13 protein-coding genes are annotated in these 13,666 nt (G+C 72.1%); 1 reads left to right on the top strand and 12 read right to left on the bottom strand.

Annotated elements, in window-relative coordinates; genetic code table 11:
• The 3 genes from smc to ABD207_RS29110 form a co-directional block, all read right to left on the bottom strand.
• Window positions 1–2,472, bottom strand: a 2,472-nt coding sequence (gene smc, locus ABD207_RS29120) for a chromosome segregation protein SMC (RefSeq protein WP_344016224.1), incomplete at its 3' end; no start/stop codon positions are given.
• 257 nt (window positions 2,473–2,729) lie between these two features.
• Window positions 2,730–2,933 carry a hypothetical protein gene (locus ABD207_RS29115; protein WP_167997757.1) on the bottom strand — a complete coding sequence of 68 codons (204 nt, stop codon included), beginning with the start codon at window positions 2,931–2,933 and terminating at the stop codon, window positions 2,730–2,732.
• Window positions 2,934–3,311: 378 nt separating this feature from the next.
• Window positions 3,312–3,593 carry an acylphosphatase gene (locus ABD207_RS29110; protein WP_344016223.1) on the bottom strand — a complete coding sequence of 94 codons (282 nt, stop codon included), beginning with the start codon at window positions 3,591–3,593 and terminating at the stop codon, window positions 3,312–3,314.
• A 622-nt stretch (window positions 3,594–4,215) separates the two neighbouring features.
• Between ABD207_RS29110 and ABD207_RS29105 the strand changes: the two genes are divergently transcribed.
• Window positions 4,216–5,376 (top strand): CAP domain-containing protein, encoded by a 1,161-nt coding sequence (locus tag ABD207_RS29105; protein ID WP_425580864.1) that lies wholly within the window; start codon window positions 4,216–4,218, stop codon window positions 5,374–5,376.
• Between the two features lie 154 nt (window positions 5,377–5,530).
• Here ABD207_RS29105 and ABD207_RS29100 read toward each other — a convergent pair whose 3' ends face one another.
• From ABD207_RS29100 to recG, 9 genes are all read right to left on the bottom strand, one after another.
• The gene (locus ABD207_RS29100; RefSeq protein ID WP_344016221.1) at window positions 5,531–5,887 is read right to left on the bottom strand and encodes a hypothetical protein; all 357 of its coding nucleotides are present in this window, start codon (window positions 5,885–5,887) and stop codon (window positions 5,531–5,533) included.
• Between the two features lie 200 nt (window positions 5,888–6,087).
• The gene (gene mutM, locus ABD207_RS29095; RefSeq protein ID WP_344016220.1) at window positions 6,088–6,963 is read right to left on the bottom strand and encodes a bifunctional DNA-formamidopyrimidine glycosylase/DNA-(apurinic or apyrimidinic site) lyase; all 876 of its coding nucleotides are present in this window, start codon (window positions 6,961–6,963) and stop codon (window positions 6,088–6,090) included.
• A gap of 157 nt (window positions 6,964–7,120) precedes the next feature.
• Entirely contained in the window at window positions 7,121–7,945 is an 825-nt protein-coding gene (gene rnc, locus ABD207_RS29090; protein WP_344016302.1) for a ribonuclease III, read from the bottom strand.
• Between the two features lie 19 nt (window positions 7,946–7,964).
• Entirely contained in the window at window positions 7,965–8,138 is a 174-nt protein-coding gene (gene rpmF / locus ABD207_RS29085) for a 50S ribosomal protein L32 (RefSeq protein ID WP_003951102.1), read from the bottom strand.
• 2 nt (window positions 8,139–8,140) lie between these two features.
• Complete coding sequence (locus ABD207_RS29080; RefSeq protein WP_344016218.1) at window positions 8,141–8,785, bottom strand: YceD family protein; 645 nt, start codon at window positions 8,783–8,785, stop codon at window positions 8,141–8,143.
• Window positions 8,786–8,954: 169 nt separating this feature from the next.
• A complete protein-coding gene (locus tag ABD207_RS29075) occupies window positions 8,955–10,076 on the bottom strand; it encodes a cell division initiation protein (protein ID WP_344016217.1) in 1,122 nt (373 codons plus the stop codon).
• A gap of 68 nt (window positions 10,077–10,144) precedes the next feature.
• The gene (coaD, locus tag ABD207_RS29070) at window positions 10,145–10,624 is read right to left on the bottom strand and encodes a pantetheine-phosphate adenylyltransferase (RefSeq protein WP_344016216.1); all 480 of its coding nucleotides are present in this window, start codon (window positions 10,622–10,624) and stop codon (window positions 10,145–10,147) included.
• Window positions 10,625–10,650: 26 nt separating this feature from the next.
• Complete coding sequence (gene rsmD, locus ABD207_RS29065; protein WP_344016215.1) at window positions 10,651–11,235, bottom strand: 16S rRNA (guanine(966)-N(2))-methyltransferase RsmD; 585 nt, start codon at window positions 11,233–11,235, stop codon at window positions 10,651–10,653.
• Window positions 11,236–11,317: 82 nt separating this feature from the next.
• On the bottom strand, window positions 11,318–13,528 hold the full coding sequence (recG, locus tag ABD207_RS29060; protein WP_344016214.1) for an ATP-dependent DNA helicase RecG: 2,211 nt from the start codon (window positions 13,526–13,528) through the stop codon (window positions 11,318–11,320).
• Window positions 13,529–13,666: the final 138 nt, after the last annotated feature.

Raw genomic sequence — 13,666 nt, 5'->3', positions numbered from 1 at the left:
GAGGGAGTCGGCGCGCCCGGCGAGCGCCTTGACGCGCTCCTCGTGGGTGCGCAGCTGGAGGCGGGCCTCCATCTCGGTCTGCCGGGCGTTGGCCCCGTCCGCCGCGAGCCGGTCGCGCCGGGAGGTGTCGGGCTCCTCCTCGATCGGCATCTCCTCGGCGACGGCGAGGCGTTCGGCGAGCTCCTCGACCTCGGCCAGGGCCTTGTCCAGGGCCTCCTGGGCGCGGGCGGCCGCTGCGGCGGAGCGTTCCGCCTCGCCCGCTGCGCCACGGGCCTGGCCGGCGAGACGGCCGAGCTGCTGCGCCACGGCCGACTTCTCCCGGTCGGCGGCACGGCGGCGTTCGCCGAGCTCCTCGACCTCGGCGGCCGCCTCCGCCCGCCGCTCGGCCGCCGCCTGCTGCTCCCGCGCGAGCTCCTCGCACCTGACGGCCAGCTTCTCCAGCTCGGCGGCGGCCTCGTCCACGGAGGCCTGCACCTCCAGCAGGCTGGGGGCGCCGGCGGAGCCGCCCTGGGCGAAGTGGGCGCCCAGCAGGTCGCCCTCGGCGGTGACGGCGGTGAGGTGCGGGTGGCGGTAGACCAGGTCCTCGGCGTCCTCGAGGGTGCCGACCACGACGATGTCCCGCAGCAGGCGGTGGACGGCGGGCATCAGGTCGGCGGGGCCGCTGACCAGGCGCGCGGCCGGCCGGGCGGTGGCGGGGAGCCCCTCGGGGGCCGTTGTGCCGTGATCCGCCCCCGCCGGGTGGGTCTCCGAGGGCTCCTTCGCGACGAGCAAGGCCGCGCGGCCGCCGTCCTGCTTGCGCAGCAGGCGGATGGCGTCGGCCGCCGCCGACGGCGAGGTGACCGCCAGAGCGTCCGCCGCCGCACCGAAGGCGGCGGCCAGCGGGACCTCGTAGCCCGGGGTGACGGTCAGCAGTTCCGCGGCGGGGCCCAGCAGGCCGGTGAGGCGGTCCTTCGCCTGCAGCAGCGCCCCGGTGCCGTCCTTGCGGCGCAGCCCCATGGCCAGCGCCTCGTGGCGGGCCTGGGTGGCGGCGCGCCGGCGTTCGGCGTCGCCGAGCGCCTCCCGGGCCGCGGTCAGGGCCGCCTCGGCCTCGGCGAGGCGCTGCTTGGCCGCCTCGTGCTGCTCGGCGAGTTCCGCGTCGCCCGCGTCGAGGCCGTCGACCTCGGCCTTGAGCGCCTCGTACTCCTCCTGGGCGGCGACGGCCCGCTCCTGGGCCTCGTCGCGGGCGGCGGCCAGGCGTTCGATCTCGGCCTGGGCCGCCGCGGCACGGGAACGGGCGGCGCCGACCTGGCCCTTGAGCCGGGCGAGACCCTCGCGGCGGTCGGCGATGGCCCGGGCGGCGTCCTTCAGACGCCGCTCCTCCTGGGCGAGCTCGCGCTCCAGTTCGGCGCGGTGGGCGACCGTGTCCTCCAGGGCGCGTTCGGCCGCCTCGAGGGCCGCCTCCAGCTCGGCCTCCTGCTCGCGGATGCGGGCGGCCTCGCGCTCCAGCTCCTCCGGATCACGGCCGCGCCGCTCCTCGGGGGGTGCGGAGGTGGCGCTCTTGACCCGGGCGTCGGCCAGCGAGATCGTGCCGCGCACGCGTTCGGCGAGCCGGGACAGCTCGTACCAGGTCTGCTGGGCGTTCTGCAGCCGCGGGGTGAGGCGGCGCACCTCGTCCTCCAGCAGGGCCTCGCGCCGCAGCGCCTTCTTCAGCTCCTGCTCGGTGGCTTCCTTGCGCTCCTTCAGGGCCGCCTCGTCGGCGATCTCCGCCTTGAGCGCCTCGCGCAGCCGTACCAGGTCGTCGGCGAGCAGGCGCAGGCGGGCGTCGCGCAGGTCGGCCTGGATGACGGCGGCCTTGCGGGCGACGGCGGCCTGGCGGCCGAGCGGCTTGAGCTGGCGGCGCAGCTCGTCGGTGAGGTCCTGGACGCGCGCCAGGTTGGCCTGCATCGCGTCCAGCTTGCGCAGCGCCTTCTCCTTGCGCTTGCGGTGCTTGAGGACGCCGGCCGCCTCCTCGATGAAGGCGCGGCGGCCCATCGGGTCGGCGTGCAGCACGGAGTCGAGCTGGCCCTGGCCGACGATGACGTGCATCTCGCGGCCGATGCCGGAGTCGGAGAGCAGCTCCTGGATGTCAAGGAGCCGGCAGGTGTCGCCGTTGATCTGGTACTCGCTGCCGCCGTTGCGGAACATGATCCGCGTGATGGTGACCTCGGAGTAGTCGATGGGCAGCGCGCCGTCGGAGTTGTCGATGGTGAGGGACACCTCGGCCCGGCCCAGCGGGGGGCGGCCGGTGGTGCCGGCGAAGATGACGTCCTCCATCTTGCCGCCGCGCAGCGACTTGGCGCCCTGCTCGCCCATCACCCAGCTGAGCGCGTCCACGACGTTGGACTTGCCCGAGCCGTTCGGTCCGACGACGCACGTGATGCCCGGCTCGAACCGGAGCGTGGTCGCCGAGGCGAACGACTTGAAGCCGCGGAGGGTCAGGGCCTTGAGGTGCACGCCGCCGGACTCTACCCGGCGCCGAAGTCTCACTCCATGAACGCGCGGTTTCACCGGTGAACGTCCAGGGCAGACCAGACGTTGAAGAGGGTGAAAGGATGCGCGGGACAACCAGGTCGCGGGTGCGGGCGGCGGGGGCTACCGAGGGCTCGGGAGGCAAGAAAGAAGGGACGCCGGGGCGTCCCTTGCACTTCTGAACAGCGTGGCGGTTGTGACGGGCGACCCGATCACTGTGCCGATGTGAAGCGGTGCGGTGATCAGGTGAGCGCAGGCTCCGCCTGGTTCGCGTCAACGCTCTCCACGATCCTGTCGTGAGAAGCGGCAGCCGTCAGTGCGTCGTTCTCGGCCTGGATGCGTACGAGCTCGGATTCCAGGTCCTGGACGCGCTGCTGGAGCCGTCGCATCTCGGCGAGGAGTCGAGGGTCGGAGCCGCCGACGTAACCGAGAAGCGCCTTTGCCATGATGGATGGTCCTCCACAATGAGTGACCGACCGATGCGGTGTGGGTCGTGAGGGATTCGCACCCGCGGTTGCTTGACAGGCCTGGAGTTGTGCTGCCGTTCAGCCATGCCAAACAGCTAAGGTGCGCGGGGCTTTCAGCGTCTCACCAAAAAGTTTGACGGTCAACACGATCACGCCCCGTATTGGCGGACAACCGGGTGCGCACGGCCGTGATCGGCGGCGCCGCGACTCCTGCGGGTCCTCGGGGCGTGGCGATCATCTTGGCGGCCGGAGCCGCCCGGGGCAAGCCCTCCTCGGCGGTCACCAGGACTTTTCCGCGGTGCGGAGCCGGCGTGAAGGTCCCGCGGCCCTCACCGGACCCCCTTCGGGCCCGCGGGATCAGCGGATGGCGAAGCCGTCGTAGCCGCCGCGAGGTGTGTCCCAGATCTCTGTGACTCCCTCCACGCGCCCGGGCGTGTCGCCGGTCTGGAGCCAGGCGAGGAGGCGCTCACAGCGATCACGGGAGCCCTCGGCGACCACTTGGACGCGCCCGTCCCCCAGGTTGAGGGCGAAACCCCTCAGGGCGCCGATCTCCAGTGCCTTGGCGCGCGTGTACCAGCGGAAACCCACTCCTTGGACGTGGCCGCGCACCCAGGCAACCAGTCGCACATCCTCGCTCATGTCTGCAACCTAACCGGACAATGTCACACCGGGCACTCCGTCCCCTCGCGTCATGCGGTACCGTCCCGACCCAATGAATCTCATATGAAACTCACTCGATCGTGTGAGTTTTGTGTCGATCGCGAGGACGAGCGACCACAAGGACGAGGAAGGCCAGAACATGGGACGCCACCGACGCTCCGACGCCGGCCGCGCCGCCACGGGCCGCGCCACGGGGGTCACTCATCACGACGGCATGCCGGACGGCGGCTACGACCCGCTGACCGCCCTGCCGGACGAGTCGGCGCCCACGATGGGCATCGCGCCGTACCTGAACCCGGAGGCGTACGCCGAGACGTACGCGAAGAGCGACGCCTATCTCTTCGCCACGGACGACGGATCCCAGGGCGCCGGGGGCGAAGCCGCCACGGCCGTCCTGACCGGCGAGGACTTCCCGCCCGACTTCGCCCCTCACACCGGCCTCAGGCAGGGCGCCTTCACCGGCGACGCCCCCGCGGCGGACGGATTCCGCAGCGCCGGCCTCGCGGGGCACGGCTTCCCCGCAGCCGACGGCTACCCGGACGCCGGCCTCGGCACCGGCACCGGCCTCGGCACCGGCACCGGCCTCGGCACCGGCAACAGCCTGCCGACGGGCGGCTACACAGGTGACGCCTACCCGTGGGCCGGCCTCGCGGCCTCCGGCAATCTTCCCGGGCACGGCTTCCCCGGAGACACCTACGCGTACGGCCAGTCCGCCGCCACCGAGGTGCTGGATCTCGGCAGCCTCGACGACGGGGGCTGGGCCAGCAGCATCTCGGCCACGGGCCTGTCGGACACCGGCCGCTCCCGGCCCGGCCGCTCCAAGAGCAGCTTCACCAACCGGGACTTCACCGGCGGCGCCTTCCGCAGCACGCCCCTGAGAGACGAGGGGTACTCGCCCGACGGCGGCACCTCGCGCGGCAGCGCCCACCGGCGCCGCAAGAAGAAGTCCCCGGCGCCCGTGCGCAGCGGTCTGCTCGGCGTCTCCGCCGCGGTCGCGTTCGGCACGGTGGCGGTCGCCACGGGCGCCGTGCCGGGGCTGGAGAACTACAAGCTCGGCGGCGACAGCGCGCCCAGCGACAGCGTCCAGGCGGGCGGCGCGCCCACCAACGCCCCCAGCGAGCAGGGTGGTGCGTCCGGCGGCAGCCTGGAGACCCCGGGCCGTGAGGCGGGCAGCCAGGCGAGCCGCGACGGGCAGCGCTCCACCTCCCCGGCCCCGGCCCCGTCCACCTCCGAGACGGCGCCGCCCGAGGCGCCGGAGAAGGAGGACCGCGCCGAGACGCCGGAGAAGAAGCCGGAGACGGAGGAGGCGGCCGGCGAGACGGCGGCCCCCGACAAGCCGGGCAACTCCGAGCGCGGGGCGCAGAAGGGCGCCGCCTCGGCGTCGGAGAACGCGGCCGCCGCGCAGGTCCTCGCACTGGTCAACCAGGAGCGGGTCAAGGCGGGCTGCCGCCCGCTCACCCCGAGCAAGGAGCTGGCGGGCCTCGCCGCCGCGTTCAGCGAGGACATGGCCAAGCGGGGCTTCTTCGACCACACCGACCCCGACGGCGCCACCCCGTGGGACCGTGCGGAGCGGGCCGGCATAACCGACCTGGGCGGCGAGAACATAGCCCGCGGCCAGGCCGACGCCGCCTCCGTGATGCAGGCCTGGATGGACAGCCCCGGCCACCGGGCGAACATCCTCAACTGCGACTTCAAGACCCTTGGCGTCGGCGTCCACTTCGGCCCGGGCGGGCCTTGGTGGACCCAGAACTTCGGCTACTGAGCCGCCCGCAGGTCAAAGGCCTGCTCCAGCCCCCTGAGCCGTCCCCGGACCGTCTTCCGCCGCCTCCTCGTCCTGGACGATGCGGTCTACGGCGGCCCGGGTCCGGGTCTGACGGTGACATCGCTGCCACGACGGTTTCCAAGACCGTTCTGGCTCAGGGCCTGAGCTTGTCGTCCTGCGGATCGAAGCAGACCAACCCCATGGACTGCGCCAGGGACGCTGCGTAGGAGGAAGCTTCCTCGGCCATGCTGTAGCGCATCGGGAAGTAGATCAGTGGGCCGCCGGCCTCACCGATCAAGGGGCCGGTCGACCAGGGGGAGGTGTCGTCCTCGTCCTCGGTCAAGTCGCACCAGCGCTCGAGGAGCCCGGCGACGTAGGCCGCGATGCGTTCGGTCGGCGGGTGGTCGGTATCCGAGCCGATGTAGCGGGAGTAGAGGTCTTCGAAGATCCGGCCGGCGGTCTCGTCGTCCGCCGGTCTTTCGCCTTCCCAGACGGCCAGGTCGTAGCTCATGCCCGGGAGACTCTCACGCGGCACCGACACCCCTGCCGAGAGGACCTGGGACCGGTCCCAGCGGGCGCAGGAGGGCGTACAGGCGCCGGCTGAGGCCGCGGCCCCGAGTGGGTCCCAGGGGCCGTACGGGGGCTGTCAGGGGCGTCGGAGGGTGCTCGACGGCCGACCCGCGTCCACCCGCTCACACCCGCTCACAGAAGTCAGCGAGCCGTCACCCCCCGCACCAGGCGTGGAGGGCGCTGGCACTTGGGGCAGTAGTAACTGGAGCGGTTCATCCAGGGGCGGCGGCGGATGGGGGTGCCGCAGCGGCGGCAGGGGAGGTTCTCGCGGCCGTAGGCGTCCAGGGAGCGGTCGAAGTAGCCGGACTCGCCGTTGACGTTGACGTAGAGGCTGTCGAAGCTGGTGCCGCCGACGGACAGGGCAGCGTTCATGACGTCCCGGACGTGGCCCAGCAGGAGCAGGGTGCGCGGGCGGGTGAAGCCGGTCGTGGGGCGGTCGTAGTGGATGCGGGCGCGCCACAGCGCCTCGTCGGCGTAGATGTTGCCGACGCCGCTGATCAGGGACTGGTCGAGCAGGGCCCGCTTGATGGTGGTGCGCTTGCGGCGCAGGGCCTGGTGGAAGGCCTCCTCGTCGAAGAGCGGGTCGAGCGGGTCGCGGGCGATGTGCGCGATGATGTCGGGCAGGCCCTCGGGCGTGGTGTCGTGCAGCGACAGGCCGCCGAAGGTGCGCTGGTCGACGAAGCGGAGCTCGGTGTCCCGGGCGTCGGTGAAGCGGATGCGGATGCGCAGGTGCTTCTCGTCCGGCGCGGAGTGCGGCTGGACCAGCAGCTGTCCGCTCATGCCCAGGTGGGCCAGGATCGCCTGGCCGGTGTCCTCCAGGGGCAGCCACAGGTACTTGCCGCGGCGGCTGGGGGTGCCGATGCGGTGGCCCTTGAGGCGGTGCGCGAAGTCGTCGGCACCGGCGAGGTGGCGGCGCACGGCGCGCGGATGGAGCACCTCGGCGTCGGCGACGGTCCGGTGGGCGACCCAGCGTTCGAGTCCGCGCCGTACGACCTCGACCTCGGGCAGCTCGGGCATGGTGTCGTCCCCTCCGGTGGTGTCCGGCCCCTGCGTGCGGGCCGGTGTACGACCCGAGCGCCCGCCCCGGTCGTGGGGGCGGGCGCTCGGATGTGACAGCTCGGTCGGCTCGGGCAGGCGTGCGGTGTGCTGCCCGGCGGGCGGTGTGTGCTGCCCGTCAGGCGGAGGCCGACGGCGCGTCGGCGTTCTGCTGCTGCCCGGCGGCCTTGGCCTCGGCGGCCCTGACGGCCGCCTCGGCCTCCGCCGCCGCCTTGGCGCGCTCGTCCGCCGCGGCCCGGATGGACCGCCAGGCGGACTCGGCGGCCTGCTGCTCCGCCTCCTTCTTGCTGCGGCCGGTGCCGGTGCCGTACGAGACGCCTCCGACGCGGGCGGCAGCAGTGAAGGTCTTCTCGTGGTCGGGGCCGGTCTCCGTGACCAGGTACTCGGGGACGCCGAGCCCCTCGGTCGCGGTGAGCTCCTGGAGCGATGTCTTCCAGTCCAGGCCGGCGCCGAGGTTGGAGGACTTCTCGATCAGCGGGTCGAACAGGCGGTGCACCAGCTCCGCCGCCGCGTCGAGCCCCTTGTCGAGGTAGACCGCGCCGATCACCGCTTCGAGCGTGTCGGCGAGGATGGAGGCCTTGTCCCGGCCGCCCGTGCCTTCTTCACCGCGGCCCAGCCGGATGAAGGAACCCAGGTCGAGGCTGCGCCCCACGTCCGCCAGCGCACGCGAGTTGACCACCGCGGCCCGCAGCTTGGCCAGCTGACCCTCGGGCAGGTCCGGGTGGGTGCGGTACAGCGTGTCCGTGACCACGAGACCGAGCACGGAGTCCCCGAGGAACTCCAGCCGCTCGTTGGTCGGCAGACCGCCGTTCTCGTACGCGTAGGAACGGTGGGTCAGCGCACGTACCAGAAGGGCGGACTCGACCTGGTAGCCGAGCCGCCCTTCCAGAAGCGTGTGGGACGAGGCCTGGTTGTCCGCTGAGTTCTTCTTCGGCGTGGACACAGTGCCTCTCACCAGCCGCTCAGACCTCGAGGACCTGGCGCTTGTTGTAGGTGCCGCAAGACGGGCACGCGATGTGCTGCTGCTTGGGCTCGTGGCAGCGCTCGCACGCAACCAGGGTGGGGACCGCAGCCTTCCACTGCGACCGGCGGTGGCGCGTGTTGCTGCGCGACATCTTCCGCTTCGGAACAGCCACGGCTACTTCTCCTGCTTCTCGTCGACGCCCGGTTCGGCGCCGCTCATCTCGTCCTTCTCGCCGGCCTTCATGGTGTCGGCGAGTCCCTGCAATGCCGCCCAACGGATGTCGACGGCGTCGTGGTGGTGGTCCGGGTCGTCGTTCAGGTTGACTCCGCACTCGGAGCACAGACCTGCACAGTCCTCCCGGCACACCGGCTGCATCGGCAGTGCGAGCACCACCGCATCGCGCAGCACGGTCTCGAGGTCGATCAGACCGTCCTCGACAAAGAGCCTGTCCTCGTCGTCCTCGGCGTCGTCGGCCGGTTCCGTGATCACACGGCCCCGGTCGTCGGCGTCAGGGTACGAGAACATCTCCTGGAAGTCCGCGTCGGGCCGCAGCTCGACGGGCTCCAGACACCTTACGCACTCCCCCTCGGCCTTCGCACGGGCGGTGCCGGTGACGAGCACACCTTCCATGACGGACTCGAGGCGGAGCTCCAGCTCCAGCGGGGCGCCTTCCGGTACTCCGATGACTCCCTTGATACCGAAGTCCTTGGGAGCGTCGACCGTGCGGGTCAGGCGCTGCAGCGCACCAGGCCGCCGCCCCAGCTCGTGTGTGTCGAGCACGAGAGGGTTGCGGTGGTCGAGGCGGGCGTTCAGGGCCATTCCTGCTTTCGGTCTTCGAGCTGAGGGAGTGCTGCCGCGCGGAGTTCCGGGGCAGCGTTGATCGCGGGCATACGCGCGACCGAAGAGCCAGGATACTGGACCTTCCGCTCTCGGCCCAATCGGCCCTCGCCGGGGCCCGCGATGCGCCCGACGACCGGCCGGCCGGCTGCTACAGGCCCCGCTCGCGCTCGTAGGCCCGCAGCTGCTCGGGGGTGATCATGCTGGTGTCGAAGAGGCTGGTCTCGTCGAGGGTGTAGCCCTGCTGCGGGCCGTGCCCGTGCCCGGTCTGCTGGGCGTGGCTCTGGCCGGCGGCCTGGTTCGGATCGTACGGCTGCTGCTGCCCGTTGGGGTCGTACGCCTGCTGCTGCCCGGCGTCGTAGCCCTGGTAGGCGTACGGGTCGGCCTGCTGGTAGCCGTAGGCGTCCTGCCCGCCGTAGGGCTGCTGCTGGTAGCCGGCGTAGGGGTCCGCCTGCTGCTGGTAGCCGTAGGCCGGCTCCGGCTGCTGCTGGGTCTGCGGCCGGGCGTAGTCCTGGCGCTGCTGCGGGACGGGCTGGGCGGGCGGGCTCTGCTGCCCGGCCACGGAGGCCAGGTCGGCGAGGTAGTCGGCGTCACTGGAGTGCTGGACGCTCGTGGAGTCGCCGGCGAGGGCGCCCAGGTCGTCGGTGGCGATCCTGCCGTGCAGCTTCTGACGGCCGCGGCCCACCGCCTCCAGGGTCTTGGCCAGGACCGCCTCGAAGGCGCCCAGCTTGGCGTCCACGTACTCGTCGGCGGTGCGGCGCAGGGTCTCCGGGTCGTGGCTGCGCTCGGGGGCGTCCTCGTCCTCGTAGCCCTGCTCGTCGAGGCCGGGGCCGGTGCCCAGCAGCTTCTCGCGGCCGCGGCCGACCGAGCCGATGGTCTTGGTGAGGACGACCTCGAAGTTGGCGAGCTTGGAGTCGACGTAGTCGTCGGCCTCGGCACGGATCTCCTCGGCCTCCTTGCGGGCCTCGGCGAGGATCCGGTCGGCTTCCGCCTGCGAGCGGCGGGCGATCTCGGTCTCGGAGATCAGCTTGCTGCGCTCGGCGTGCGCGGACTGGATGATCCGCTCGGCCTCCTGGCGGGCCTGCTCGACCATCTGCTCCCGGTCGCCGATGACCTCCCGCGCCTGGGCGAGGGAGTCGGGCAGGGCCGCGCGCACCTCCTCCAGCATCGAGAGCAGTTCGGCGCGGTTGACCACGCACGAGGCCGACATGGGCATCGACCGGGCCCCGGAGACCGCGGCGACGATCTCGTCGAGCTTCTTCTGCACGTCCACCTGTGCTCGCCACTCTCTACAGCTGTGTTGGAGACGGACGGGACGAACTGTAGTCCCGGGCGGGCCGGTCAGTCCTTGCGCAGGCGCCGGGTGAGTGCGTCATGGACGGCCGGCGGCACCAGGTGCGAGACGTCGCCGCCCCAGGCCGCGACCTCCTTGACCAGGGAGGAGGAAAGGAAGCTGTAGGTGGGGTTGGTGGGGACGAAGAGGGTCTCGACGCCGGTGAGGCCGTTGTTCATCTGGGCCATCTGCAGCTCGTAGTCGAAGTCGCTGACGGCGCGCAGGCCCTTGACGATGGCGGGGATGTCCCGCTCCTTGCAGAAGTCGACGAGCAGGCCATGGAACGCCTCGACGCGGACGTTGGCGTACTCGGAGGTGACCTGGCGGATGAGATCGATGCGCTCGTCGATCTCGAACAGGCCCTTCTTCGACTTGTTGATCATCACCGCGACGTAGACCTCGTCGTACAGCCTGGAAGCGCGGGAGATGATGTCGAGGTGTCCGTTGGTGATCGGGTCGAACGACCCGGGGCATACGGCGCGGCGCACTTGTTTTCCCTCGCTCTCCGGTCCGGTCATCGTGCGTCTTCGCACGTAGAGGCGGCGCGACCGTACCAAAACGTTCCCTCGCCGTAGCGGCGGGACCGGATGGCGTCGAAGCCTGGCGGCCAGGCGAATTCTCCGCCTCTGGTGCTGCGCTCCACGGTGACGAGCGCTTGCTTATGGAGCCAGCCCTCCGAGCGGAGTGTGAGCAGAATCTCGCGAAGATCGTCGTCCGTGACCGCGTACGGGGGGTCGAGGAAGACGACGTCGTACGGCTGGGCCGGGGGCGTCTTGATGATCTGCTCGGCCTTGCCGTGGCGCACCTCGGCGCCGGGCAGGCCGAGGCTCTTCGCGTTCTCGCGGACGACGCGGGCCGCCCGGGTGTCGGCCTCGACGAGCAGCACATGGCCGGCGCCGCGGGAGAGCGCCTCCAGGCCGACGGCTCCGGAGCCGGCGTACAGGTCGAGGACGCGCTCGCCGTCCAGAGGGCCGCCCAGCAGGGACTGCCAGGTGGAGAAGAGACCTTCGCGCGCTCGGTCGGAGGTGGGGCGGGTGCCGGTGCCCGGGGGCACGGCGATTCGACGTCCGCCGGCGGCGCCGGCGATCACGCGGGTCATCTCTGGTCCTCGAATCGGGGGTGGGTACACGTCCAGTCTGGCAGTTCAGCCAGTCTGGCAGTTCAGCCCTTCTCAGCCCTTCTCAGCCCTTTTCCAAGTACTGCTCCCGCTCCTCGTCGAGGAGGGCATGGAGGGCCGTGCGCAGGGCGGGCAGCCGCTCCAGCTCCGGGTCCGCGGCGACGATCCGGGTGGCCTCCTGCCGGGCCTCGGCGATGATCTCCTCGTCCTCGATGACGGCGAGCATGCGCAGGCTGGAGCGGGTGCCGGACTGGGCCTGGCCGAGGACGTCGCCCTCGCGGCGCTGCTCGAGGTCGATGCGGGAGAGCTCGAAGCCGTCGAGCGTGGAGGCGACGGCGTTCAGGCGCTGCCGGGCGGCGCTCGCCTCGGGCATCTCGGTGACCAGCAGGCACAGGCCGGGGGCGGAGCCGCGGCCGACGCGGCCGCGCAGCTGGTGCAGCTGGGAGACGCCGAAGCGGTCCGCGTCCATGATCACCATGACCGTGGCGTTGGGGACGTTGACGCCGACCTCGATGACGGTGGTGGCGACCAGGACGTCCGTCTCGCCGGCGGCGAAGCGGCGCATCACGGCGTCCTTGTCCTCGGGCGGCATACGGCCGTGCAGCACCTCGACCCGGAGCCCGCTGAGGGGGCCCTTGGCGAGCTGTTCCGCGACGTCCAGCACGGCGAGCGGCGGGCGCTTCTCCGCCTCGTCCTCGGGGGACTTCTTCGCCTTGGGGTCGTCGGCCTCGTCGCCGATGCGCGGGCAGACCACGTACGCCTGGTGGCCGCTCGCCACCTCCTCGCGGACGCGCTCCCAGGCGCGGGCCAGGAAGTGGGGCTTGTCGGCGGCCGGGACGACATGGCTGGCGATGGGTGAGCGGCCGGCCGGGAGCTGGTCGAGGACGGAGGTCTCCAGGTCGCCGAAGACGGTCATGGCGACGGTGCGCGGGATGGGGGTGGCCGTCATCACCAGCAGGTGGGGCGGCTGTTTGCCCTTGCCGCGCAGCGCGTCGCGCTGCTCGACGCCGAAGCGGTGCTGTTCGTCCACCACGACCAGGCCCAGGTCGTGGAACTGGACCTTGTCCTCGATCAGGGCGTGGGTGCCGATGACGATGCCCGCCTCACCGGTGGCCAGGTCGAGCAGGGCCTGGCGGCGGGCGGCGGCGCCCATGGAGCCGGTGAGCAGCACCACCTTGGTGGCGTTCTCCGCGCCGCCGAGCATGCCGCCCTCGGCGAGCTCGCCCATCATCTCGGTGATGGAGCGGTGGTGCTGCTGGGCGAGCACCTCGGTGGGCGCGAGCATCGCCGCCTGTCCCCCGGCGTCCACCACGGCGAGCATGGCGCGCAGGGCGACCAGGGTCTTGCCGCTGCCGACCTCGCCCTGGAGCAGCCGGTGCATCGGGTGCTCGGTCGCCAGGTCGGCGAAGATCTCCTCACAGACCTTCCGCTGGCCCTCGGTGAGGGTGAAGGGCAGCCGCCGGTCGAAGGCGGCGAGCAGGCCGTCCGGGGCGGGTCTGCGGGCGACGGCGGGGAGTTGGGCGTCGGCGTGGCGGCGGCGGGCCAGGGCGACCTGGAGGACGAAGGCCTCGTCCCACTTCAGGCGGGCGCGGGCCTGCTCGATGTCCGCCTTGGTGTGCGGGCGGTGGATCTTCAGCAGCGCCTCGGGCAGCGGCAGCAGTCCGCGCGCCTCGCGCAGGGACGCGGGGAGCGGGTCGGCGGCCTCCTGGGCGCTGGGCAGGACCGTCTGGAGCGCCTTGCCGATCTTCCAGGACTCCAGTTTGGCCGTGCCGGGGTAGATCGGGATGAGGGCGCCGGCCCAGTTCTCCACCGTCTCCTCGCTGTCGCCGCGCAGCAACTCGTAGGCGGGGTGGGCGAGTTGCAGGCGTCGGTTGAAGACGGAGACCTTGCCGGCGAACATCGCGCGGGTGCCCGGCAGGAGTTCCTTGTGGGGCTTGTGGACGCCCTTGCCGAAGAAGACCAGCTGGAGGCGGCCGCTGCCGTCGGTGATGGTGACCTCCAGGCGCTGGCCGCGGCCGCCCGGAGCCTTGGCGGAGGCGAAGGAGTGCAGGCGGGCGTCGGCGACCTGGGCGACCACCGTGACGTGCTCGTCCATGGGGAGGTCGGCGAGGTGCGTGAGCTGCCCGCGCTCCTCGTATCTGCGCGGGTAGTGGTGGAGCAGGTCGCCGACGGTGTGCAGGCCGAGGTGCTCGGCCATCACCTTCGCGGTGGCGGGGCCGAGCACTGACTTCAGCGGTTGGTTCAGTGGTTCTTCCAGTGCGGGCACGAGATCCATTGCACACCACGGCACTGACAATGCGGGAACATCCGGGGCCGCCGGTTTCCGGGGCGCCGCGACCGCCGGGTTCCGGTGCCCGGGTGCGCCCGGCTCGGCGCCGGCCGGGGTCGGCCGGGTTCGCCCGGCTCGCCGCGG

The organism is Streptomyces thermospinosisporus (assembly GCF_039526425.1).
Lineage (GTDB): Bacteria > Actinomycetota > Actinomycetes > Streptomycetales > Streptomycetaceae > Streptomyces > Streptomyces thermocarboxydovorans.
The sequence above is the reverse complement of the archived record's forward strand: the minus strand, read 5'-3'. Positions and strand labels throughout refer to the sequence as shown.